This is a genomic window from Brevundimonas diminuta 3F5N, assembly GCF_900163625.1.
GTDB classification, from domain to species: Bacteria; Pseudomonadota; Alphaproteobacteria; order Caulobacterales; family Caulobacteraceae; genus Brevundimonas; species Brevundimonas diminuta_A.
On sequence record NZ_FUIE01000012.1, the window covers coordinates 1 to 21907 of the forward strand.

At 67.8% G+C, this 21907-nt stretch carries 21 protein-coding genes and 1 pseudogene; 9 read left to right on the forward strand and 13 right to left on the reverse strand.

Annotated features, from left to right (window positions below; genetic code table 11):
- The 3 genes from FM111_RS01510 to FM111_RS01520 form a co-directional block, all read left to right on the forward strand.
- Nucleotides 1-353 (forward strand): oxidoreductase C-terminal domain-containing protein (locus FM111_RS01510; RefSeq protein WP_306299131.1); only part of this gene is annotated, 353 nt, incomplete at its 5' end.
- Between the two features lie 113 nt (nucleotides 354-466).
- The gene (locus tag FM111_RS01515; protein ID WP_087138972.1) at nucleotides 467-2743 is read left to right on the forward strand and encodes a TonB-dependent receptor; all 2277 of its coding nucleotides are present in this window, start codon (nucleotides 467-469) and stop codon (nucleotides 2741-2743) included.
- Between the two features lie 83 nt (nucleotides 2744-2826).
- Nucleotides 2827-3504: a Fe2+-dependent dioxygenase gene (locus tag FM111_RS01520; RefSeq protein ID WP_087138973.1), complete on the forward strand. Its 678-nt coding sequence runs from the start codon at nucleotides 2827-2829 to the stop codon at nucleotides 3502-3504.
- Between the two features lie 7 nt (nucleotides 3505-3511).
- Here FM111_RS01520 and FM111_RS01525 read toward each other — a convergent pair whose 3' ends face one another.
- The 5 genes from FM111_RS01525 to FM111_RS01545 all read right to left on the reverse strand — a co-directional run bounded on the left by FM111_RS01525 (nucleotide 3512) and on the right by FM111_RS01545 (nucleotide 9003).
- On the reverse strand, nucleotides 3512-4579 hold the full coding sequence (locus FM111_RS01525; RefSeq protein ID WP_087138974.1) for an FAD:protein FMN transferase: 1068 nt from the start codon (nucleotides 4577-4579) through the stop codon (nucleotides 3512-3514).
- 55 nt (nucleotides 4580-4634) lie between these two features.
- On the reverse strand, nucleotides 4635-5150 hold the full coding sequence (locus FM111_RS01530) for a DUF2271 domain-containing protein (protein ID WP_087138975.1): 516 nt from the start codon (nucleotides 5148-5150) through the stop codon (nucleotides 4635-4637).
- An 11-nt stretch (nucleotides 5151-5161) separates the two neighbouring features.
- Nucleotides 5162-5833 carry a PepSY-associated TM helix domain-containing protein gene (locus tag FM111_RS01535; RefSeq protein ID WP_087138976.1) on the reverse strand — a complete coding sequence of 224 codons (672 nt, stop codon included), beginning with the start codon at nucleotides 5831-5833 and terminating at the stop codon, nucleotides 5162-5164.
- Between the two features lie 62 nt (nucleotides 5834-5895).
- Entirely contained in the window at nucleotides 5896-7497 is a 1602-nt protein-coding gene (locus FM111_RS01540; RefSeq protein WP_087138977.1) for an ATP-binding protein, read from the reverse strand.
- A gap of 117 nt (nucleotides 7498-7614) precedes the next feature.
- Nucleotides 7615-9003, reverse strand: coding sequence for a UDP-N-acetylmuramate--L-alanine ligase (locus tag FM111_RS01545; RefSeq protein WP_087138998.1), 1389 nt, complete (start codon nucleotides 9001-9003; stop codon nucleotides 7615-7617).
- Nucleotides 9004-9079: 76 nt separating this feature from the next.
- Here FM111_RS01545 and FM111_RS01550 point away from each other — a divergent pair, with 76 nt between their 5' ends.
- A complete protein-coding gene (locus FM111_RS01550) occupies nucleotides 9080-9919 on the forward strand; it encodes an LD-carboxypeptidase (RefSeq protein ID WP_087138978.1) in 840 nt (279 codons plus the stop codon).
- 7 nt (nucleotides 9920-9926) lie between these two features.
- Here FM111_RS01550 and FM111_RS01555 read toward each other — a convergent pair whose 3' ends face one another.
- Both FM111_RS01555 and FM111_RS01560 read right to left on the reverse strand, forming a co-directional pair.
- Complete coding sequence (locus FM111_RS01555; protein WP_003166129.1) at nucleotides 9927-10418, reverse strand: retropepsin-like aspartic protease family protein; 492 nt, start codon at nucleotides 10416-10418, stop codon at nucleotides 9927-9929.
- Between the two features lie 90 nt (nucleotides 10419-10508).
- The gene (locus FM111_RS01560) at nucleotides 10509-10727 is read right to left on the reverse strand and encodes a DUF1289 domain-containing protein (protein WP_087138979.1); all 219 of its coding nucleotides are present in this window, start codon (nucleotides 10725-10727) and stop codon (nucleotides 10509-10511) included.
- Nucleotides 10728-10892: 165 nt separating this feature from the next.
- On the opposite strand from FM111_RS01560, the gene FM111_RS16305 reads away from it, so the two are divergent.
- Both FM111_RS16305 and FM111_RS01565 read left to right on the forward strand, forming a co-directional pair.
- Nucleotides 10893-11054: a hypothetical protein gene (locus FM111_RS16305; protein ID WP_162938831.1), complete on the forward strand. Its 162-nt coding sequence runs from the start codon at nucleotides 10893-10895 to the stop codon at nucleotides 11052-11054.
- Nucleotides 11055-11180: 126 nt separating this feature from the next.
- Nucleotides 11181-11978: a crotonase/enoyl-CoA hydratase family protein gene (locus FM111_RS01565; protein WP_087138980.1), complete on the forward strand. Its 798-nt coding sequence runs from the start codon at nucleotides 11181-11183 to the stop codon at nucleotides 11976-11978.
- 79 nt (nucleotides 11979-12057) lie between these two features.
- On the opposite strand, the gene FM111_RS01570 is transcribed toward FM111_RS01565, so the two are convergent.
- The 3 genes from FM111_RS01570 to FM111_RS01580 are packed head-to-tail and all read right to left on the reverse strand — an operon-like array spanning nucleotide 12058 to nucleotide 15033.
- The gene (locus tag FM111_RS01570) at nucleotides 12058-13074 is read right to left on the reverse strand and encodes an HlyD family secretion protein (protein ID WP_087138981.1); all 1017 of its coding nucleotides are present in this window, start codon (nucleotides 13072-13074) and stop codon (nucleotides 12058-12060) included.
- Between the two features lie 22 nt (nucleotides 13075-13096).
- Nucleotides 13097-13864 carry an ABC transporter ATP-binding protein gene (locus FM111_RS01575; RefSeq protein WP_373407949.1) on the reverse strand — a complete coding sequence of 256 codons (768 nt, stop codon included), beginning with the start codon at nucleotides 13862-13864 and terminating at the stop codon, nucleotides 13097-13099.
- The gene (locus FM111_RS01580; RefSeq protein ID WP_087138983.1) at nucleotides 13861-15033 is read right to left on the reverse strand and encodes an ABC transporter permease; all 1173 of its coding nucleotides are present in this window, start codon (nucleotides 15031-15033) and stop codon (nucleotides 13861-13863) included. The genes FM111_RS01575 and FM111_RS01580 overlap by 4 nt, the downstream gene beginning before the upstream one ends.
- A 183-nt stretch (nucleotides 15034-15216) precedes the next feature.
- Between FM111_RS01580 and FM111_RS01585 the strand changes: the two genes are divergently transcribed.
- Nucleotides 15217-17310, forward strand: a complete 2094-nt coding sequence (locus FM111_RS01585) for a S46 family peptidase (RefSeq protein WP_087138984.1) — start codon at nucleotides 15217-15219, stop codon at nucleotides 17308-17310.
- 69 nt (nucleotides 17311-17379) lie between these two features.
- On the opposite strand, the gene FM111_RS01590 is transcribed toward FM111_RS01585, so the two are convergent.
- Nucleotides 17380-17694, reverse strand: a complete 315-nt coding sequence (locus FM111_RS01590; protein WP_087138985.1) for a YdeI/OmpD-associated family protein — start codon at nucleotides 17692-17694, stop codon at nucleotides 17380-17382.
- A 187-nt stretch (nucleotides 17695-17881) separates the two neighbouring features.
- On the opposite strand from FM111_RS01590, the gene FM111_RS01595 reads away from it, so the two are divergent.
- On the forward strand, nucleotides 17882-19978 hold the full coding sequence (locus FM111_RS01595) for a S46 family peptidase (RefSeq protein ID WP_087138986.1): 2097 nt from the start codon (nucleotides 17882-17884) through the stop codon (nucleotides 19976-19978).
- Nucleotides 19975-20496: pseudogene (locus FM111_RS01600) on the forward strand (GNAT family N-acetyltransferase); the annotation flags it as partial. The gene FM111_RS01595 and the pseudogene FM111_RS01600, both read left to right, overlap by 4 nt.
- Before the next feature lie 45 nt (nucleotides 20497-20541).
- Here FM111_RS01600 and pgsA read toward each other — a convergent pair.
- Nucleotides 20542-21168, reverse strand: coding sequence for a CDP-diacylglycerol--glycerol-3-phosphate 3-phosphatidyltransferase (pgsA, locus tag FM111_RS01605; RefSeq protein ID WP_087138987.1), 627 nt, complete (start codon nucleotides 21166-21168; stop codon nucleotides 20542-20544).
- Between the two features lie 74 nt (nucleotides 21169-21242).
- Nucleotides 21243-21857, reverse strand: a complete 615-nt coding sequence (locus tag FM111_RS01610) for a carbonic anhydrase (RefSeq protein ID WP_087138988.1) — start codon at nucleotides 21855-21857, stop codon at nucleotides 21243-21245.
- Nucleotides 21858-21907 lie beyond the last annotated feature (50 nt).

Sequence of the window (21907 nt, forward strand, 5' to 3'; positions counted from 1 at the left end):
AGAGCGTGCCCAACGCGCTGGAGCAGGCCAAGCAGGCGGCCTCGGCCATCGTCGGCCGCGCGGCCCCGGCGCCGGAGGTGCCGTGGTTCTGGTCCGACCAGTATGACGTCAAGCTACAGATCGCGGGCGTCCCCTTCGACGCCGACCGCCAGCTGCTGCGCGGCGATCCGGCCAGCGGGGCCTTCTCCGTCTTCCACCTCAGCGGCGAGCAGATCGTATCGGTCGAGGCGGTCAACGCCCCCGCCGACTTCATGGGCGGGCGGATGCTGATCGGCAAGGCGACGCCGGTGGACGACGCCCTGCTGGCCGACCCTGCGGTGTCGATCAAGGCGGTCGCCAAGCCCCAGGTGTGACCTGCGTGTGACACCTGATCCGCAAGTGCGATTTAGTCGCAGGAGTCAGATTGTCGCACCCTGAAATGGTGCTAATGCGAGCCGGTCTCATTCATTGACCGGTTCCTCCCCCCATGTCCGACGCCCGCTCCGACACTCGCTCCGCCGCCCTCAAGGCGCTCCTGTTCGCGTCCAGCGCCGTCGGGATGCTGTGCGCCGCGCCCGCCGTGGCTGCGGCGGCTGACGAGGCTGCGCCTGCGGACGGCGTGATCAGCCAGGACGCCACCAATCTGGGCACGGTCGATGTGAACGGCCATCGCGTGAAGCGCGAGCCGAAGGATCCGCAGTTCGTCACGCCTCTGGTCGATACGCCGCGCACCGTGACGGTGATCCCGCAGCAGATCATCGAACAGACCGCCGCCACCTCGCTGCAGGACATTCTACGCACCTCGCCGGGCATCACCTTCGGCGCGGGCGAAGGCGGCCAGCCCCTGGCCCACCGCCCCTTCATCCGGGGCCAGGCTTCGGGCAACAACATCTTCGTCGACGGCATCCGCGACACCGGCGGCCAGCAGCGCGAGGTCTTCAACCTGGAGCAGGTCGAAGTCATCAAGGGCGCCGATTCCGTCTATTCGGGTCGCGGCTCGGGCGGCGGCAGCATCAATCTGGGCTCCAAGTCGCCGCGCCTGACCAACTTCGTCAACGGCTCGGCCGGGGTCGGTACGGATGACTATCTGCGCGGCACGGTGGACGCCAACTGGCAGGTCGGTCCGACGGCCGCCATGCGCCTGAACGTCATGGCTTCGCAGGGCGATGTGCCGGGTCGCAACGGCGTCGACTTCGACAAGTGGGGCGTCGGGGCTGCGGTCGCCGTGGGCCTGGGCACGCCGACGACGCTGACGGCCAGCTACTACCACCTCGACAGCAACCAGATGCCTGACTACGGCATCCCGCTCTACACCAAGCGGGGCGGGGCGAACGCGCCGCGCCCGGACGCTTCGGGCATTCTGGACGTGCCCTATGACAGCTTCTACGGCCTGAAGGCGCGCGACTATCTGAACAATACGGTCGACAGCCTGACGCTGGAGGTCGAGCACCGCTTCAGCGACAACCTGGCCCTGCGCAACGTCACCCGCTACTCGCAGACGCTGAACGACTATGTCGTCACCAACCCCGGCGACGGCGGCGCGGCGCAGCAGATCAATGGCGTCTGGTGGATGAAGCGGGGCCTGAAGTCGCGCTGGAATCCGGCCGAGACCCTGGCCAACGTCACCGATCTGCACGGCTCCTTCCTGACCGGCTCGATCAAGCATGACTTCGACGTCGGCCTGGAGCTGTCGCGCGAGAAGAACCGCAACGCCTCCTATACGGTCACGACCCTGACCGGCACGGCCTGCCCAGCGCCGCTGACGGGCCTGGATTGCACCCAGGTCTATGCGCCCAACCCGAACGACCCGTGGACGGGCACGATCACGCGCGGTCTGGTCAGCACGACGGACACGGATTCCTTGGGGGTCTACGCCTTCGACGCCATTCATCTCAGCGACAAGCTGATCGTGAACCTGGGTCTGCGCTGGGACGATTATTCGGTCGATGCTGTCAATGCGTCGGGCACGGTTTCGGCGCCGGTCTACAAGCCGGTCAGCAGCGGCTGGGACTTCGTCAACTACCAGGTCGGCCTAGTCTACAAGCCGACGGCGAACAGCAGCATCTACGCCTCCTATTCCACGGCCTCGACGCCGCCGACCATTTCGGCCGGCGACCAGAACGGCGGCACGGGGACGGGACCGGGCGATCTGGGCAATGTCGTGCTGGACCCGGAAGAGACCGAAAACTTCGAGATCGGCGCCAAGGCCAATCTGTTTGGCGATCGTCTGGCGCTCAGCGGCGCCTTGTTCCACCTGACGCGCAAGAACGCGGCCATCCTGATCTCCGGCTCGGACTATGAGCAGGTCGGCGAAGCCAAGGTCCAGGGCCTGGAGCTGGGCGTGTCGGGCAACGTCACCGACAAGTGGCAGGTCTTCGGCGGCTACACCTGGATGGATTCCGAACTGGTCAACGGCGCGGTCAACAAGGGCGCGCAACTGGCCAATACGCCGGAGCACAGCGCCAGCCTGTTCACCACCTACCGTCTCATGCCCAAGCTCAGCCTGGGCGGCGGCGTCTACTACGTCTCCAAGTCTTGGGGCGGGAACCAGGGCGGGGCCGGCGGCGGCGCAAACCGCGTCTATGCGCCGGAATACACCCGCGTCGACCTGTTCGCCTCCTACGACATCAGCGACCGCGCCTCGCTGCAGCTGAACGTCCAGAACGCCGGGGATGAGGAATACATCATCCGCACCAACGGCGTGCACCACGCCGATGTCGCCCCGGCGCGCCAGGCCATCCTGACGCTGAACGTCCGCTACTAAGAGGCCGCGTTTCGCGTCATCATGTCGGCCCCGTCGTTCACTGGAGCGGCGGGGCCGATGCGTTTCCAGACGGTGAGAAAGCCATGCTGCTGCACATCCCCGAAGTCTTCACCAAGGCCGAGGTGAAGGCCCTGCGCCAGACCTTGGACGCTGGGCCCTGGGCCGACGGAAACATGACCTCGGGCCATCAGTCGGCGACGGCCAAGCGCAATCAGCAACTGCCCGAGGACAGCGGCCAGGCGCGCGAGGTGTCGGCCCTGGTGGTCCAGGCGCTGAACGCCAATCCGATGTTCGTTTCGGCGGCCCTGCCGCACACGATCTTCCCGCCCCTGTTCAACCGTTATGAGGGCGGCGGCGAGTTCGGGACCCACGTCGACAACGCCATCCGCCAGCGGGACGGGCATCGCATCCGCAGCGACCTGTCGGCCACCCTCTTCCTGTCCGAGCCTGAGGACTATGACGGCGGCGAGCTGGTCATCGAGGAGATGTACGGCGCCCAGTCGGTCAAGCTGCCGGCGGGCGATCTGGTCCTCTATCCGTCCAAGAGCCTGCACCGGGTGACGCCGGTCACGCGCGGCGCGCGCGTCTCCAGCTTCATGTGGCTGCAGAGCCTGATCCGGGACGACGCCGACCGCGAGAATCTGTTCCGCCTCGACGTGGCGATCCAGCGCGTCAACCTGGACAAGGGGCCTAAGGATGCGGCGGTGATCGAGCTGACCGGCGTCTATCACAACCTGCTGCGGCGCTGGTCGGAGGTCTGACGCTCCCTCAGGCGTCGTCCAGCATGGCGGCGAAGGCGCGGGTCATGCGTTCGGTCAGGCCATCGGACGTGCGTGCCGTGAAATGGGCGGCCAGGCCCAGGGCCTCGGCCAGTTCAGGCCCCTCGATCGGCCCCAGCACGGTCAGCGCCGTGGCAAGGGCGTCGGCGCGCATGGCCGAGGCGTCGAAGACCGTGACCTGGGCCAGGCCGTTGTCGACCGGCCGCCCCGTCGCACCGTCCAGGGTGTGCGAATAGAGCCGCCCCTCATGGGTGAAGGCGCGCCGCCCGTCGCCCGAGGTCGCCATGGCTAGATCGAACAGGGCCGCCACTGTGCGCGGGGCGGGCGAGCCGGGGACCGCCTCGATCTCGACCCACCAGGGCTGGGCGTCGGGCTTGACGCCGCGGCCCTTCAGTTCGCCGCCGATCTCGACCAGGTGCGAGGTCGCGCCCAGAGCGCTCAGCCGGTCCGAGACGCGGTCGACCGCATGACCCTTGGCGATGCCCGAGAAATCCAGCTTCATGCCTCCGATCTGGATCGCCGCCTGAGCCTCGCGGTTCAGCCGCAGCTTCTGCCAGCCCGAGACGGCGCGCGCCGCCTCGACCTCTTCGTCGGATGGCAGGGGCAGCAGGACCGAGCGCGGCCCCGGCGGGCCGAAGCCCCACAGGTCGACCAGGGCGCCCAGGCTGGGATCGACCGCGCCGTTGACGTCGTCGGCCAGGTCCAGCGCCTGGGTCAGCAGGGTCCAGAAGTCGTCCGACAGGGCCCAGGTTCCGGCCGGGGCGGCGTTAAAGCGGCTGATCTCGCTGTCGATCTCCCACGGGCTGAAGACGGCGACGACGCGGGCCAGTTCTTCCTCGATCGCCGCCGCGAAATCGCCCTGGGCGGCGCCCGGCGGCGGGACCAGGCGCACCGACCAGGTCGTGCCCATGGTCTCGCCCGTCAGCGACCAGATCAGATCGCTGGGCGGTCGTTCGGGCGCGCCGGTCATCGGCGGAATCAGGACGCGGTCGTCGCGTCGGCTGTCGTCCGCACTTCCGATGAGGATCGGCGACGGGGTGGAGGCGGAACGTTTCATGGGACGCGCAACGGTCTGGCTGAGAGGACGAAGCCCCCCTTATGACCGGGATCGTTCAGCGGGTCACGGCGACACGCACTGCGCGTAGTTCGGACGACCCCGTCCCGGCGGCCGTATTGGCCGCGCCCCAGCGGAAGGGCACGCGCACGGACTCGCGCCCGCCCATCTCGCGCGCGGCCTCGACGACCAGCGTGTACTGCCCGGCGGGCAGGTTCCGCAGGCGCGCGCCAGGCACGGTGAAGGCATGACGGCCGGGGGCCTTGGTCGGGCCGGAGATTCCGTCGGCGGGCATGGCCATCGCCCGGCCGCCCTTGCGCCACCAGGCGCGCAGATCCCGCAGCCAGTCGGTGCCGTCGCCCTGACTGTTGCGGCTGCCGGGGTGATACCAGACGGCCACGGTCTGCACTGCGCTCTGGTCAGGCTTCTCGATCCAGACGGCGACATAGGGACGATGATAGGCGGCGCTGTTGATGCGCGGCAGTTCGATCGACACCGACAGATCGGCGGCCAGAGCGGGCGCGGCCGCCGCCGTCAGGCTCGCTGTCGTCAGAATGAGGGGAAGCGAGCGCATGAAGCGGCTCCTCAATGAATGAAGAACAGGGCGAGCACGGCGGGAATCAGCAGCCCCAGCCCGACCAGCGGCCAGGTCGAGGGCCGCCGCCAGGCGTGCAGCCACAACAGGCCCAGCCCCGTCAGGGTGAAGACGACGCAGGCGACGGCGAAGACGTCGATGAACCAGAACCAGGCCCGGCCGGTGTTGCGGCCCTTGTGCAGATCGTTCAGCCAGGCGATCCAGCCGCGCGTGGTCTTCTCATGCAGCGCCTCGCCCGTCGCCCGGTCGATGGTCAGCCAGCCGTCCCCGCCGGGCATGGGCAGGGCGACATAGATTTCCTCGGCCGTGGTCTCGGTCGGCTTCCCGGCGATGCGGACGTCGAAGGCCTCGTCGGCCCAACGCGCCACGGCGTCGGGCGCGGGATCGGTCGTCTCTTGCGGAAAGTCGTTCAGCCGCGCCAGCAGGGGGGCGGGCAGGACGGCGGTCTGTTCGCGCACGACCGGCTCGGCGGGAATCTGGGCCGCGTGGTTCAGGGTGATCCCGGTCACGGCGAACAGCAGCAGGCCGACCATGCTGACCGCCGCTGAAATCCAGTGCCAGCTTTGTAGTTGCCTCAGCCAGAAGGCGCGCGCGGGCGGCCGTGCGGCCTTGGCCTTCGGACGGGCGGGGGGCTTTGCAGAAGAGGCTGCGGCGTCGGTCACGCCGACGGCCTTGCCATGAAATGCAAATGACTTGCAACCGCGACTGTCGGCGTCGGACCCGATCAGGCGGCTTGAGCGGCCTGTTCGCGCGACAGGACCAGGCGGATGGCGTTCAGCAGGGCTTCGGGCTGGATCGGCTTTTGCGCCACCCCGTCCATGCCCGCCGCCAGATAATCGGCCTCGTCGCGCGGGTCGGCGTTGGCGGTCAGAGCCAGGATCGGCAGGGCGGCGACCGAGCCGGGCAGGGCGCGGATGGCGCGGGTGGCGGCGACCCCGTCCATCACCGGCATCTTCACATCCATCAGGATCAGGTCGAAGCGGCCCGCCATTGCGTGCTCCACCGCCTGCCGGCCGTTTTCGGCCGTTTCATGGGTGCAGCCGAATAGCTCCAGCACCTTGCCCGCCACGAAGCGGTTGGCGGCGTTGTCGTCCACCACCAGCACATGCAGGGTCGCATGGGCGGTCGGGTCGGCCATGGCGCCGTCATCGCGGCGTCCGTCCGCTTCGGCCAGGGGCAGACGCAGGTCGAAGCGGAAGCGCGCCCCGCCTTGCGGCGAACGCTCGACGCTCAGGCGGCCGTCCATGCGGTCGATGATCTGGCGGCAGATGGCCAAGCCCAGCCCCGCGCCCGCGCCCTGGCGGCCCGCCTCGCCGGTGTTGAATGGCTCGAAGATGGCGCGCGCGGCGTCTTCGCTGACGCCGGGGCCGCTGTCGTCGACCGTGGCGGACAGGCGCACCTGTCCGTCCTCCAACGCCGTATCCAGGCGGACCTCGACGGCGCCTCCTTCCGTGAACTTCAGGGCGTTGCCGATCAGATTGTTCAGCAACTGCTTCAACCGCATCTCGTCGCCGACGATCCAGCGTGCGGCGCGCAAATCGCCATGGACGCGCAGGTTCAGCGCCTTCTCCTCGGCGCGGGGGTTCCAGAGGGCCGACAGGTCCGTCGTCACCACCTGAAGGTCCAGCGGGGCGGGCTCCAGCGTCAGCATCCCAGCCTCGGCCCGCGACATGTCCAGCGCATCGGTCAGCAGGCGCAGCAGGCTGTTTCCAGAGTCCAGGATGGTGCGGACGTGGGGGCGCAGGTCTTCCTGCGTCAGCTGACGTTCCATCAGGGCGGCCACCCCCAGCACGCCGTTCAGGGGCGTGCGGATCTCATGGCTCATGACGGCCAGGAATTCGGACTTGGCCCGGCTGGAAGCGCGGGCCTCGGCCTCGGCGCGGACCAGGTTCTGGGCCAGCTCGGCCATGGCCTCGGCGCGGCGCTTGTGGATCGCCACCCCGGCCTGAAGGACATGCAGCCCGGCGCCGACCCCGACATAGCGGCCGCGCGAGACGACGATGAACCCCTTCAGCAGGGCGCCCAGCCCGGCCGCATCCATTGACTGGAACAGCACGTCGGCCGAGGCGTCGGCCTCCACCATCATGGGGTCGGGGTCCATCAGGGCCGAGACTGGGCGTCGGGCGTAAAGGGCGCGGCCGAACTCGGCCGCCAGCTTCAGGGTGAAGGCGTTGCGCTCGATCAGGCCGACGGGCCGCCCGTCGGCGTCGGCCACGGCGATGACCAGGGTCTCGGGTTCGGCCTCGAAACGGGCCAGGGCGTCGGCCCCCGGCGCGTCCGGCGCCATGGGCGCCGAGGCGTCCACGAAGTCTCCGATCCTGGCCATTCCAGCCGTCCCCTGCGTTTTGCGAGAGCAGGGTTAGGCCAGGGCGCTTAACAGGCGATTTGCCGGAAGTGAATGTTTTGCAAGGCTAATCTGACAGATAATCCGAGTGCGGATTATTCAGAGCCGCGCCAGCAGCTCGGCCGCGAAGGTCGACAGGCTGTCGTCGCGCGCGCCCATCACCACCACCCGGTCGCCAGGTCGAGCGATCTCGACGATACGGTCGCCGCAGTCGGCGCGCGTCTCCAGCGCCTGCGCCTGGCGGCCCGCCGCGCGCACGCCCGCTGCGATGTCCTCCGAGCCGACGCTGCGATCGGTGGTGCCGCCGTAATAGACCGGCTCGGGCATCAGCAGCACGTCGTCCGGCCGCATCAGCCCGGCGAATCCTTCGACGAACTCGTGCTTCATCAGCTTCAGCGGGCCAAAGCCGTGCGGCTGGAACAGGATCAGCAGCCGCCCGTCAAAGGCGTGCAGGGTCTTCAGGGTGGCGGCGATCTTGTCCGGGTTGTGGGCGAAGTCGTCGATGACGGTGACCCCGCCCTGCGCCCCGACCACCTCCAGCCGCCGCCGGATGCCGCTGAACGTCTCCAGCGCCGCGACGGCCTGATCCATGTCCACGCCCAGCGCCTTCACGGCGCCCAGCGCCGCCAGCGCATTGGCGACGTTGTGCGCGCCCGGCACGTTCAGTCTCGCCGCCCGCGCCGCCTCGCCGCGCACGCGCAGTTCAAACGTCATGCCGGTCGGCAGCGGTTGCAGGTCATGCGCCGACAGGTCGGCCTCTTCCTCGCCCAGCGCGAAGGTGGTCGCTTTGCCGGGCGCCAGGGTCTGGGCCAGCGCCGCCGTCTCGGGATTGTCGAGGTTCAGCACCGCCGTCATCGCCCGGCCGACGAAGCCGCCGAACAGGTCGCGCAGCTCCTCCATCGACTTGTGGTCCAGCGAGATGTTGGAGACCACGGCCACCGTCGGGTCGTAGCGGGCGATGGAGCCGTCCGACTCGTCCACCTCGGCGACGAACAGGTCCGGTCCGCCGACCAGGGCGCTGGCGAAGGGGTGGTCGGCGTCGGCGAAGTTCTTCATCACGGCGCCGTTGACCACGGTCGGCTCACGCGCGGCCTGATCCAGAATCCAGGCGATCATGCCGGTGATGGTGGACTTGCCGCTGGTGCCCGCCACGCCGATCGAGGTCGGAGCCGCGTTGAACAGTTCGCTCAGCAACTGAGGCCGGGTCTTGATGAGGGCGCCGACGCGCTTGGCTGCGCCGATGTCGGGCACCGTATCCTCGACCGCGCCGGTGGCGACGACCACCTGATCCTTGCTGACCACGCCCGAACCGTCCTGCGGGTGCAGGGTCACGCTGTGGGCGCGCAACCAGTCGAACTTCTCGGGCGTGCGGCCCTGATCCAGGGCGCGGTCGGAGCCGGCGATGCGGCCGCCTTGCGCCTGAACGATCATCGCCAGGGGCAGCATGCCGGAGCCGCCGACGCCGCAGAAGAAGTAGTCTTTGTTCATCGGCTTGATTTCAATGCGGGAAACCGGGGAATGTCTGATCTGACTAGCACGCAAGACGCCCGAGGCCACCCCGTCCATGCAGACCAGACCGTTCCGAATCGGCGTCGTCAACGCCAGCTCCCGCCTGGACCCCGCGCGGGGCGAGGCGATCCGGGCCTGGGCAGCGGCGACCTGGCCGGACGGCGCGGTCGAACTGGTGCTGCATCCGGCCCTGCATGAGGTCCACGGCCACTTCGGCGGCGACGACGCCACCCGCGCCCGCGCTTTCGTCGAGACGGCCAATGACCCCGACATCGACGCCGTCTGGTTCGCGCGCGGCGGTTACGGCGCCTGCCGCATCGCCGAGGCGGTGATCCCCGAACTGAACGCTCACGCCTACGCCAAGCGCTATCTCGGCTACTCCGACGCGGGCAGCCTGCTGGCGGCGCTCTACCGCGCGGGCTTCCCCCACGTCGCGCACGGGCCGATGGCCTCGGACGGATCGCGTCATGACGCCACGGGCCTGCGGGCGGTGAACTGGCTGCGAAGCGGCGATGCGGCCTCGCTGGAGCCGTCCCTGCTGACCGACGCCCGGCCCGCCGTCGGCTTCAACCTGACCATCCTCAACGAACTGGTCGGTACGGCGATCGAGCCGGACCTGACCGGCCACGTCCTGATGCTGGAAGAGGTGTCCGAGGCCCTCTATCGCGTCGATCGGATGGTGTTCCACCTGACCGGCCAGGCCTCGATCCGCCGCGTTGCGGGCATCCGTCTGGGCCGGGTGTCGGACGTCACCGTCAATGATCCCGATTTCGGCCAGACGGCGGAGGAGATCGTGCGGTACTGGTGCGTGCGGTCGGGGATACCCTATCTGGGCGGCGCTGACATCGGCCATGACCGAGACAATAAGGTCGTGCCCTTCGGCCGGCGCGGCTGAGGCGCGTTCAGCCCCTGAGGATCAGGCCGTCGGGCCGCGCCTCGAAGGCCGACAGTCGGCCCAGGAAGCTCATGCCCAGCAGGGCCGCGGGCATGTCGCGATCGACCACCAGGGCCTCGACCGAGGTCATCTCCACGCCCGCCACCGACAGGGAGGTCAGCAGCACCCGCGCAGCGGGCACCTGGCCCGAGGCGGTGTTCAGCGTCTGGTTGAAGTCATGCGGTTTCAGCCGCACGCCCAGCCGTTCGGCGTCGGCGCGGCTCAGCGTCACCACGCTGGCGCCGGTGTCGACCAGCATCCGCATGGGCCGCCCCTCGACCGTCGCTTCGGCCCAATAGTGGCCGTCGGCTGCACGCGTCACCGACGGCGCTTCCTTCAGGGCGACGGCGGCGTAGGCTTGAGCCGGGCCTTCCCACCACATCAGGGCGCCGATGCACGCTGACGCCGACGCCAGGGCGGCGGCGAAAACAACAGCGGAGCGCGGGTCAAAGCGGATCATGAGACGGACTATGCCGCCTTGGTCTTCCCATGCGGTGAAGCGACGTGGCGAACGAAAGGTTGACGAAGCCCGCCCTTCGCAAGACGGCCTTCATTCGCCCAGCAGGCGGGGATCGATCCGCCCCTTGCGGCCCGGCAGGTCGATCATGACAGCGGCGCGGGCCTCGTCCGTCATCCGGCTCCAGGTCGCGATTTCCTGAAGCGTGCGGAAACAGCCCAGGCACAGGCCCGACGCGCCGTCGACGGTGCAGACCATGACGCACGGACTGGCGACAGGTCGGGGCGGGCGAGGGGCGGAGGCTTCGGGCATGATTCGTGACGCTATCGCTACATTGCGTCCGAGAACGGACTATAATTCTTGACTTTTTCCACAGCTTCGCTATCTTCATCGTCGACGCGAAACGACTGACAGGGTGAGAGTCCCAATAAGCACGACGTGTCTTCTTTCATCGTTCAGCGAAAGGAGACGCCAAAAATGAACGAAAACAAAGAGCGCAATCTCCAGCACGCCATGCTGTCCTTCGCCCTATTCGGCGGGATGCTGGTGAATACGAAGCAGATGAACGGCGCAGGCGACCGCGTGGTCAGCCATCCGTCCAACTTCGTGCCCATAACGATCAAACGGCCGCGCGCGTAGTCGCGAGACTGGATGATCCAACCAGAAGCCCCGGTCAGAACGACCGGGGTTTTTCAATTCCGCCCTTGCCATCGCGCCGCTCGGTGGCCGACACCCGAGGCTTCATTGGTGAAGAGGAAGCGCGGCATGGGTCTGATCGTCGAAGAGCGCAAAGGCGCGGTCATGGTCTGGACCCTGGATCGGCCCGACCGTCTGAACGCCCTGCCGGACCTGGAGGACGGCGAGGCCTTCGCCGCCGCTTGCGACGCCGTCAACGCCGACCCGTCGATTCGCTGCGTAGTGATGACGGGGGCCGGGCGCGCCTTTTCGGCGGGCGGCGACCTGAAGGCGATGAAGGACCGCCGCGACCTGTTCGAAGGCTCCGGCGCCGCCATCCGCGAACGCTATCGTCGTGTCGTCCACCGCATCGTGCGCGCCCTCTACGGGCTGGAGGTTCCGCTGGTCAGCGCCGTCAACGGCCCGGCCATGGGGCTGGGCTGCGACATCGCCGGGCTCGGCGACATCCGCATCGCCTCGGATCGCGCCAGCTTCGGCGTGCCCTTCATGAAGCTGGGCATCATTCCCGGCGACGGGGGTTCGTGGCTGTTGCCGCGCAACATCGGTTACAACCGCGCCGCCGAACTGTTGTTCACCGCCCGTTCCATCGACGCCGAGACGGCCGAGAAATGGGGGCTGGTCAACCGCGTCGTCCCGCATGAGACGCTGATGGACGAGGCGATGGAGACAGCCGGCCAGATCGCGGCCCAACCGCCCCAGGCCCTACGCATGGCCAAGAGCCTGCTGCGCCAGGGCCGTGACATGAATTTCGATCAGATGCTGGAGCTGTCCGCCGCCATGCAGGCCCTGGCCCACCTGACCGACGACCATATCGAGGGCGTGACGGCGGTGCTGGAGAAGCGGCCGGGGGCGTTCACGGGGAACTGACCCTTTCGGTCCCGAGAAACCCGCCAATAAAAAAGGGCGCCTCGCGGCGCCCCTTTCCATTTGCGATGGCGTTTCCAGCTTAGCGGCGAGCCGGGGTCTGCATCGAGCGGGTGGCGGGCACGCCGGCGACGTTGGTGTCGCGCTTGGCGCCGGCCGTCTCGCCCGGCTTCATGAACTTGACCAGAACGCGCTGGCCGATCAGCAGCGGCGCGTCGTTGACGGCGACCACCACCTCGACCACGCGCTCGTCGGTGCGCTGCGAGGGGTCGTCCGAGGCCAGCTTGCGGGCGCCGAAGACGGCGGCGCGGCGCAGCACCTTGCCGACATACACCTTCGACGGATCGCCTTCCGGGGTGATCTCGACGGCCTGATCGGGCGTGATGTTCGGAATGTCGGCCTCGACGATTTCGGCGCGGGCGATGCGCGGGGCGTCGGGCTCCAGGTCGAACATGTTCGACACGTTCAGGGTCGAGGCGCCGGCGCCGGGGTTGGCGTAGCGGCGCACGATGCGGCCGTCCGCCGGGGCGCGGATGACGGTCATCTCGACATTATAGGCGGCCTCGTCGCGGCGGGCGCGAGCGGTCTGAACGGCCGACTGCTGCGAGCCGAGGCGGGCCTGAGCCTGCGCAATGGCGTCGCGGGCCTGATCCAGGCGCTGGGCGGCGACGAAGTTGGTCGAGACCAGCTTCTGCAGGCGATCGTATTCGCGCTGGGCCGTGGCGATATCGACGTTGATCAAACGCAGCTGGCTTTCGGCTTCCGACAGGTTTGCGGCGGCGGTTTGCAACGCCAGGCGCGGCTCGTCGTCCTCCTGGCGCGCCAGGATCTGGCCGGAGGTGACGCGGTCGCCTTCCTGCACCAGGACTTCGCGCACCACGCCGCCGCGACGGGCTGCGATCTGGATGATGCCGCCCTCGATATCGACCTTGCCGTTGGCGATGGCGGAGTAGGGGCTTTCGACCTTCTTCTCGGCGGCTTGGGCCAGTTCGGCCTTCTTCGCGGCTCCGGCTTGCTGGAACATGCTGAAGGCGATGATCAGAACGACCAGCAGCGCCAGGCCGATCCAGAGCCATTTGTTTTTCAGAAATGCGGGCATGTGAGTCCTCAAAGGATCGGTGTCAGTGCGAGGCCAGGACGGCGTCGGGATTGGGGGTGCGGCGCTGATCGTCGATGATCACGCCATCTTCGATGTGGATGACGCGGTCAGCCCAGGCTTCCAGGCGCGGGTCGTGCGTCACGCAGATGACGGCGGCGCCGTGTTCGGTGGCGGCGCGTCGCAGCAGGCGAATGACCACCTGGCCGTTTTCGCCGTCCAGCGCCGAGGTCGGCTCGTCGGCGAACAGGATCTGCGGATCCTTGGCCAGGGCGCGGGCGATGGCGACGCGCTGCTTCTCACCGCCGGACAGAGCCGCCGGGCGTTGATGCAGACGATGGCCGAGGCCGACTTCCTCCAGCGCGAGGGTGGCGCGTTTCTTCGCCTGATCGGGCGTCAGTCCCTGGAACTTCAGAACCGTCGTCACCTGCTGCAGGGCGCTGAGCGCCGGGAACAGGTTGAAGCCCTGGAAGATGAAGCCGCAGTGATCCAGGCGGAACTTGTCGATCCGGCCTGACGACAGCTTCCACATGTCGTCCACGTCCAGGGCGTCGACGCGGCCTTCCTCGGGACGCAGCAGCCCGGATAGCGCCGCGATCAGCGTCGATTTGCCCGAGCCCGACGGCCCCATGACCATGGTCAGGTCGCCGTGCCGGGCGTCGAAGTTCACGCCCTTCAGAACTTCGACGTAGTTCTTGCCGGACTTGAACCGCTTGACCAGTCCCTTGGCCTCGATGGCGAATTCGCCATGCTTGCCGTGCACTTTCGTGTGCCCAAAAGCCATAGTGTTCATCGCAGCAGATCCGCAGGTTGGCTCTTCTTCAGGATGCCCATCGACAGCAGGCCGGACACCATGGCGATGGCGATCAGTCCGCCGCCCACCACGATCAGCAGCGGCAAGGGCAGGGCGATGATGACCGCCTTGGACATGGCGAACAGGGACAGCAGCCAGGTCAGGCCGATGGCGGCGGCCACGCCGACCACGCCGACCCAGAAGCTCAGCTCCATGACGATGCGGCGCAGGGATCCCATGCCGACGCCCAGGGCGCGCAGAGAGGCGAACTCCTTGATGTTGGCCATGATGGCCCCGCGCAGGGTCTGCCAGGTGATGGCTACGCCGATGATGATCCCCAGCACCACGCAACCGCCGATGATGATGACCAGGATGCCTTCCTCGAACATGGCGCCGGCGTTGGCGTCGGCCAGGTCCTGACGGGTCCAGGCCTTCCACTGGCCGTTGCCCATGGCGTTCAGCTGGGCGACCACGATAGGGGCGCGGGCCGGATCCTTGATCTTGATCATCAGGGGGCCGACGCGCGGGCCGGTGTCGGCCTGACCCAGCATGCGCAGGGTGTCGCGCGACATGACCACGCCGGGCTGCATCATGTTGGGATAGCCGCGGGTGACGCCGACGACCGTGACGGTCTGACCATTGTACAGGGCCTTGTCGCCCAGCTTGACGCCCAGCGGCGTCAAGGCCGTTTCATCGACTGCGACGGTAAAGGGCTGGCGCAGGGCGTCGACCAGTTCCTGCGAATAATCGGTCGGAATGGTGACAGAGCCGGGCGTGGTGTCGATGATGCTGGACTGGACGAATTTCAGGCGCGGGGCGCCTTGTTTGGCGTTGTCGGCCTGGCTGCGGGTCGGGTCGACCTCCTTGACCGACTGGAAGGTGCCGCCGGCGCCGTCCAGAGGCTGGACCTCGACCACCTCGGGATGGTTGTAGGCTAGGGGGATGAAGCGGCGTGGCACGCCGGACGGTCCATTGATCAGGCTCTTGGCGCCCGGCTGAAGGATCATGATATCGGCGCTCGAGCGTTCGATCTGGGCGGTGAAGCCCTTGCCGATGCCGATGAAAACTCCGGTCATGGCCAGCACGAGCAGACCCGAAAGGGCCAGCGCCATGACGGCGGCCATATAGCGGCGCCACTCAAAGAGCAGCGTGGACAGCGCGAGCGACATGACGCGTATCTATTCCCCTGACTTGCGCTGTTATCTGACCGCGCCCCGGCCTGGGGCCAAGTTAAATCGGGGTAAGGCTGGCGCAGCCGGATTTGTTACGGGGGTTGAGGAAGCGGCCCTGGCAAGGCTAGTGACGCGCAACAGCAAGGCGTGGCGTGGTGTCCCGCCTATTCGGAGACGCCCATGTCGCTTCGTCGCACTCTTTCGTTCACGGCTTCCCTGGCCGCCCTCGGCATGGCCGCAGTGGTGATCAACGCCCCTGCTTCGGCCGCGCGCGCCGACGAGGGCATGTGGACCTTCGACAACTTCCCGATCCAGACGGTGAACGACACGTACGGCACCCGCATCGACCAGTCGTGGCTGGATCGCGTGCGCAACGCCGCCGTGCGTCTGCAGGGCTGCTCGGCGTCATTCGTGTCGGGCGAAGGCCTGATCCTGACCAACCACCACTGCGTCATCTCCTGCGTTCAGGACCTGTCCACGGCCCAGAACGATTACGTCAAGAACGGCTGGATGCCCGCCACGCGCGAGGAAGAGAAGACCTGCCCCGGCCAGACGGCCGAAGTCCTGACTGACATCACCGACGTGACCGAGCGCGTCCTGGGCGCCGGTTCGGGCCTGGAAGGCGCGGCCTTCGTCGCCGCCCGCTCGGCCGAGATCGATGCGATCCAGAAGGAAGCCTGCGGCGACGACCGCAAGCTGACCTGCCAGGTCATCAGCTTCTACCGCGGCGGCAAATACGCCCTCTATCAGTTCCGCAAGTACGAAGACGTGCGTCTGGCCTTCGCGCCAGAGTTCCAGGCGGCCTTCTTCGGCGGCGACCCGGACAACTTCAACTTCCCGCGCTACGCCCTCGATGCCGCCTTCCTGCGCGCCTATGAGGACGGCAAGCCGGTCTCCAGCCCGAACCACCTGAAGTGGAACCCCAACGCCCCGGTCGACGGCGAAGTCACCTTCGTGGCGGGCAACCCCGGTTCGACCTCGCGCCTGCTGACGATCAGCCAATTGGAGCGTCTGCGCGACCAGCAGATCCCGATCACCCTGATCCAGAGCGCCGAACTGCGCGGCCGTCTGGTCGAATATTCGACGACCGGCGAGGAAGAGAAGCGCGTCGCCCTGGACCCGATCTTCGGCCTGGAGAACAGCTTCAAGGTCTATTACGGCCAGCAGGGCGCCCTGACGGACCCAACCTTCATGGGCAAGAAGCGCCAGGAAGAGGCCGAACTGCGTCAACGCGTCGCCGCCGACCCGGCCGTGGCTGAGCGCATCGGCGACCCGTGGGGCGATCTGGAGAAGGTGCAGGTCACGGCCCGCGATCTCTATCTGCCTTACCGCCAGCTTGAGGCGAACGCGGGCGGCGGCTCGACCCTCTACTCCTATGCCCGGTCGATCGTCCGCGCGTCGAAGGAGCGCGCCAAGCCGGCGGCTGAACGCCGCGCCGGCTACGCCGACAGCGACATCGCCGCCCTGGGCCGTCGCCTGGCCTCGGAAGCGCCGATCCCGGTCGGCGTCGAAGAGATCCAGCTGTCGCACTGGATGCTGAAGACCCGCGAATATCTGACGGTCGACAGCGCTGACGTGAAGACCATGCTGGGCGCCGAAAGCCCGGAAGTCATCGCCGCTCGCCTGGTGCAGAGCCGCCTCATCGACCCGGCCTTCCGCGCCGAGGCCCTGGCCATGACGCCGGAGCAGCTGGCCGCCTCGGGCGACCCGATGATCGCCTTCGTCCTGGCCAACGACAATGCGGCGCAAGCGATCCGCACCCAGTGGGACGCCGGGGTCAACGCCCCGACCGCCCGCGCCGCCGAAAAGGTCGCCCAGGCTCGCTTCGCCGTCTATGGCGACAACCTCTACCCCGACGCGACCTTCTCCTTGCGCCTGTCCTACGGCCAGGTGAAGGGCTGGACCTATCGCGGCGTCACCGTGCCGTCCTTCACCCACATGGGCGGCCTGTATGGGCGCGCCACCGGCGCCGAGCCGTTCAACGCCTCCGAGCGTTTCGTGGCGGCGCAGGACCGGATCAACAAGGACGTCGTCTACGACTTCGTCTCGACCAACGACATCATCGGCGGCAACTCCGGCTCGCCGGTGATCAACGCCAAGGGTGAAGTGATCGGCGCCGCCTTCGACGGCAACATCCACTCGCTGGGCGGCTCGTTCGGCTACGACGGCGAGCTGAACCGCACGGTGTCGGTCTCGACCGCCGCCGTCACCGAGGCCCTGCGCACCGTCTACAACCAGCCGCGCCTGCTGCGCGAACTGGGCGTGCGTCGCTAAGCCTGTCGGATTTAGGTCCGGGATTGGGGGGCGCCGTCGGGAGTCCCCTTTTTCTTTGTCCGCTCAGGGCTACTGCGGCTTGCCGCGGCTCTTTTCGACGAGCACCGCCTGCTGCCAGCGACTGGGCGTCTTGTCTGTGCGGTGGATGCACCCGGCCCAGCAGCAGGGCCGTCGCTTGCCCTCGCGCAGTTCCTCGACCGCGCGCTCGATCCGTTTCTCGCGGGTGGCGGCCTGTTTGGCGTCTTCGACCCAGCAGATGAATTCATTGCGGCCCAGCGGCGTCAGCCCGCGCCACAGGGCCAGGATCTCGGCGTCGGAGGACAGCCGCGCCTGCATGTCTTTGCCGGCGACGTGCACCACGCCCTGGGGGAAGTCGTCAGACATGGCGTCAATCCCGTCCCGTTTCGTCATTCGCCGAATCTAGACCCGCGAACGCGCGCTGTGAATGCGTCCGCCAGGGGTTGCGGTTTCCGTCCAGGTTCTGTTCAGACTGACCGCAAGACGGCCTCGGTTTCCAGGGGGCTGAAACAGGGCCTCGGCGACAGCCGAGCCGCGACGTCGAGGATGTCTCATGCGCACCACCTACACCCCGATACTCTTCGCCTCGGCCGCCGTCCTGGCCTTCGCCGCCGCTTCTTCGGCCAAGGCGGAGGAGGGGATGTGGACCTACGACAACTTCCCCATCGCCCGCGCCAATCAGACCCTGGGCACGAGCATTGACCAGGCCTGGTTGGATCGCGTCCGCCAGTCCTCGGTGAAGTTCGGCGGTTGCTCGGCGGGCGTCATCTCGGCTGAGGGGCTGGTGATGACCAACAACCATTGCGTCGCCACCTGCGTCGCCAACCTGTCCACGCCCCAGCTACAATACGCCGAGACCGGCTTCACGCCGAAGAGCCGTGAGGAAGAGCTGAAATGCCCCGGCGGTTCGGCCGAGATCCTGACCGACATCTCCGACGTCACCGAGCGCGTGCAGAAGGCGGGCGAGGGTCTGGACGGTCAGGCCTACACTCAGGCGCGCGAGGCCGAGGCCGGTCGCATCGAGACCGAAAACTGCGGCGATGACCCCAAGATCCGCTGCCAGGTCGTCAGCCTGTATCGCGGCGGTCAGTTCAAGCTCTACAAGTTCCGCAAATACTCCGACGTGCGCCTGGCCTGGGCGCCGGAGGATCGCGCGGCGACCTTCGGCGGCGATCTGGACAACTTCTCCTTCCCGCGCTTCGCCATCGATGCGGCCTTCATCCGCCTCTATGAGGACGGCAAGCCCGCCGCGACCCCGACCCACTTCACCTGGAACCCGAACAGGCCGACCGAGGGCGAGCCCGTCTTCGTCACCGGCAACCCCGGCTCGACCCAGCGCCTGCTGACCCAGGCTCAGCTGATGACCATCCGCGACGTGGTCCTGCCGCTGGACCAGCTGATCGCCTCGGAGCTGCGCGGTCGTCTGATCCGCTATGCCGAGGAAGGCGAGGAGCAGGCCTTCATCGCCATGGACCCCATCGTCGGCGTCGAAAACACCTACAAGCGCGGGCGGGGCCGCATGGCGGCCCTGATCGACCCGGCCTTCATGGATCAGTTGGCCGGTCAGGAAACGGTCTTCCACCGTCGCGTCGCCGAGAACGAGGCCCTGTCGGCCGAGGTCGGCGATCCCTGGGCCGCCCTCGCTGAAGTTCAGCCGATTGCTCGCGAACTCTACGCGCCGATGGCTCTGCTGGAAGGCGGCACGGGCATGGGCACCACTGCGGTCGCGGGCGGTTCGCCGCTGTTCCAGTGGGCGCGGGCCATCGTGCGCGGGGCGCAGGAGCGCGCCAAGCCGTCCGATCAGCGCCTGCCCGAGTTCGCCGACAGCCGCCTGCCGGGCGTACAGTCCGGCCTGTTCGCCGAGCGCCCGACCTATCCCGAACTGGAGCAGATCCGTCTGGAGTGGTGGCTGTCCAAGACCCGTGAATGGCTGACTGTCGACAGCCCCTACGCCCGCACCCTGCTGGGCAAGGACAGCCCCGAGGCCCTGTCGGCGCGCCTGATCGAAGGCACGAAGCTGGCCGATCCCGCCGTGCGCCGCGCCCTGTGGGAAGGCGGCCTGCCCGCCGTTCAGGCCTCGACCGATCCGCTGATCCAGTATGTCCTGGCCATCGACGCCGATGCTCGCGCTGTTCGCACCGAGTGGGACAACAAGGTCAAGGCCCCGACTGATCGCGCGTCCGAGCAACTGGCCGCCGCCCGCTTCGCCGCCTTTGGCGACGCCGTCTATCCGGACGCCACCGGCACCCTGCGCCTGACCTACGGCCGGGTCGAAGGCACCGACGTTCCGGGCCAGCGTATCGGCGCCTTCACCACCTTCGCCGGCCTGTGGGACCGTGCGACGGGCGCTGAACCATTCAACGTTGCGCCCAAGCTGCTGGCCGCCAAGGACCGCATCGACCCGAACGCGGTGATGAACATGGCGGTGTCGTCCGACACCATCGGCGGCTCGTCGGGCTCGCCCGCCGTCAACGCCAAGGGCGAGATCATCGGCGCCAACTTCGACTCCACTGTCCTGACCCAGCGCAACGCCTATGGCTATGATCGCAACGTCAACCGCAGCGTCATCGTCACCACCCAGGCCGTGACCACGGCCCTGCGCGACGTCTACGGCATGGATCACCTGATCCGGGAGCTGGGCGTCCAGTGAGCGAAGCGAGCTTCCGTCCCGCCGCGCCGGACGATGTTCCGGCGCTGCACCGCCTGATTGAGAGCGCCTATCGCGGCGATAGCGCCAAGGCCGGCTGGACCCATGAAGCCGACCTGCTGGGCGGCCAGCGCACGGATGAGGCGGAACTGCGCGATATCTTGACCGATGCGTCGCGGGTCATCCTGCTGGCTGAGGTCGAGGGCGCCCTGACCGGCTGCGTCCAGGTGGCGGATCAGGGCGAGGGTCTGGCCTATCTCGGCCTGCTGACGGTCGATCCGGCGCGCCAGGCTGGCGGCTTCGGCCGCCTTCTGATCGAAGCTGCAGAAGCCGAAGCTGTCGCCCGATTCGGCGCGTCGCGCATGGAGATGACGGTCATCCGCCAGCGGTCTGAGCTGATCGCCTGGTACGAGCGCCGGGGTTACGTCCTGACCGGCGAGACTCGGCCTTTTCCTTTCGACGAAACCACTTTCGGCCTGTCGGACCGCGACCTGACCTTCGTGGTCATGGAAAAGGCGCTGGGTTACCCCAGCGCCTTCTTCATTTTCAGATTGTCCGAGAAGGAATCAGAGGTCCCGCATTTGCTTCTGGGCGGCGCTGAAATACTGCCAGCCGGTCCACAGGGTGACGAGGGCGGCCAGCCAGATCAGGGCGTCGGAGAACAGCTGGAAGGCGGGCAGATAGTCGAACGGCAGACCCCAGCCGTCCCAGTTGCGGGCGAACAGCTGGCAACCCAGGGCGACCATCTGCAGGGTCGTCTTCCACTTGGCGGCCAGGGTGACGGGCAGGTTGATGCGCCCCGCCATCGTCTCGCGCAGGGCCGAGACGGCGAATTCGCGGAACAGGATCAGGCCGCAGGGAATGATGATCTGCTGCACCGAGCCTGAGGTCAGCACGCCCAGCACGGCGCCGGTGACCAGGATCTTGTCGGCGATCGGATCCAGGATGGCGCCCCAGCGCGTCTCCGCCTTCCAGCGGCGGGCCAGCCAGCCGTCGACCCAGTCGGTGGAGGCGGCGATGACGAAGATCCAGAACCCCGTGCGGTACATGGCGAACTGATCGTCAGGGCTCAGCCAGGCCGAGACGAAGGGGAAACCGCTGGTCGCCCCCGCCAGCAGCAGGAACATGACGATCCCCGCCGCCAGGCGCAGGCTGGTTAGGATGTTGGGGATGGCTTTGTAGGCAGGGGCCATGACGTCTTCCGTTGCAACGCGCCGGGTGTGCCACGGTTCGCGGCCAGTGGCGAGGCCAGAGGCGTGGGCGCCGCTTAGTCCAGCCGCTCGAACCGTCCCGGTCCCGTCAGCTTGGACAGGATGCCCAGGGCGATGCCGAAATGCAGGCCGCTGAGCTTGAGCTCGCCCGCCGCCTCCTTCTCCGCGATCCAGGGGAAGGTGCGCAGGTTGTCCAGCGACAGGCGCACGACGGCCTCCTCGGCGGCGCACTCGACCTGTTCGGCGGGCAGGGCCTCGACCGCGCGGCGCACGCTCGGGGCGGCTTGTTCGACCCAGGGGGCGACGAAGTCCTGACAGTTGGCGGGCGCGCCGTTCAGCATGGCGTTCACCCCGCCGCATGAGGCGTGGCCCATGACGACGACGTGTTTGACCTTCAGCACATTGACGCCGAACTCCAGCGCCGCCGAGACGCCGTGCAGCTTGCCGTCGGGCTGATAGGGGGGGACCAGATTGGCGACGTTGCGCACGACGAACAGCTCGCCCGGCGCGGTGTCGAAGATCAGGGCCGGATCGGCGCGGCTGTCGGAGCAGGCCACGACCAAAGTGTGCGGCTTCTGACCGTTGGCGGCCAGGGCTTCGTATTCGGCGCGTTCGGACGGCCACCGATTCTGGCGGAAGCGGTGATAGCCCTTGGTCAATTCGTTGGTCATGAAGCGTTTCCTAGACCCGCGACGGTTGGTCGCTCAACCCGAAATCTTCG

Bases quoted from the DNA above. Each gene is read 5' to 3' on its own strand.
- FM111_RS01515 (WP_087138972.1), top strand. From the start codon at position 467: ATGTCCGACGCCCGCTCCGACACTCGCTCCGCCGCCCTCAAGGCGCTC.
- FM111_RS01520 (WP_087138973.1), top strand. From the start codon at position 2,827: ATGCTGCTGCACATCCCCGAAGTCTTCACCAAGGCCGAGGTGAAGGCC.
- FM111_RS01525 (WP_087138974.1), bottom strand. From the start codon at position 4,579: ATGAAACGTTCCGCCTCCACCCCGTCGCCGATCCTCATCGGAAGTGCG.
- FM111_RS01530 (WP_087138975.1), bottom strand. From the start codon at position 5,150: ATGCGCTCGCTTCCCCTCATTCTGACGACAGCGAGCCTGACGGCGGCG.
- FM111_RS01540 (WP_087138977.1), bottom strand. From the start codon at position 7,497: ATGGCCAGGATCGGAGACTTCGTGGACGCCTCGGCGCCCATGGCGCCG.
- FM111_RS01545 (WP_087138998.1), bottom strand. From the start codon at position 9,003: ATGAACAAAGACTACTTCTTCTGCGGCGTCGGCGGCTCCGGCATGCTG.
- FM111_RS01550 (WP_087138978.1), top strand. From the start codon at position 9,080: ATGCAGACCAGACCGTTCCGAATCGGCGTCGTCAACGCCAGCTCCCGC.
- FM111_RS01555 (WP_003166129.1), bottom strand. From the start codon at position 10,418: ATGATCCGCTTTGACCCGCGCTCCGCTGTTGTTTTCGCCGCCGCCCTG.
- FM111_RS01560 (WP_087138979.1), bottom strand. From the start codon at position 10,727: ATGCCCGAAGCCTCCGCCCCTCGCCCGCCCCGACCTGTCGCCAGTCCG.
- FM111_RS16305 (WP_162938831.1), top strand. From the start codon at position 10,893: ATGAACGAAAACAAAGAGCGCAATCTCCAGCACGCCATGCTGTCCTTC.
- FM111_RS01565 (WP_087138980.1), top strand. From the start codon at position 11,181: ATGGGTCTGATCGTCGAAGAGCGCAAAGGCGCGGTCATGGTCTGGACC.
- FM111_RS01570 (WP_087138981.1), bottom strand. From the start codon at position 13,074: ATGCCCGCATTTCTGAAAAACAAATGGCTCTGGATCGGCCTGGCGCTG.
- FM111_RS01575 (WP_373407949.1), bottom strand. From the start codon at position 13,864: ATGAACACTATGGCTTTTGGGCACACGAAAGTGCACGGCAAGCATGGC.
- FM111_RS01580 (WP_087138983.1), bottom strand. From the start codon at position 15,033: ATGTCGCTCGCGCTGTCCACGCTGCTCTTTGAGTGGCGCCGCTATATG.
- FM111_RS01585 (WP_087138984.1), top strand. From the start codon at position 15,217: ATGTCGCTTCGTCGCACTCTTTCGTTCACGGCTTCCCTGGCCGCCCTC.
- FM111_RS01590 (WP_087138985.1), bottom strand. From the start codon at position 17,694: ATGTCTGACGACTTCCCCCAGGGCGTGGTGCACGTCGCCGGCAAAGAC.
- FM111_RS01595 (WP_087138986.1), top strand. From the start codon at position 17,882: ATGCGCACCACCTACACCCCGATACTCTTCGCCTCGGCCGCCGTCCTG.
- pgsA (WP_087138987.1), bottom strand. From the start codon at position 21,168: ATGGCCCCTGCCTACAAAGCCATCCCCAACATCCTAACCAGCCTGCGC.
- FM111_RS01610 (WP_087138988.1), bottom strand. From the start codon at position 21,857: ATGACCAACGAATTGACCAAGGGCTATCACCGCTTCCGCCAGAATCGG.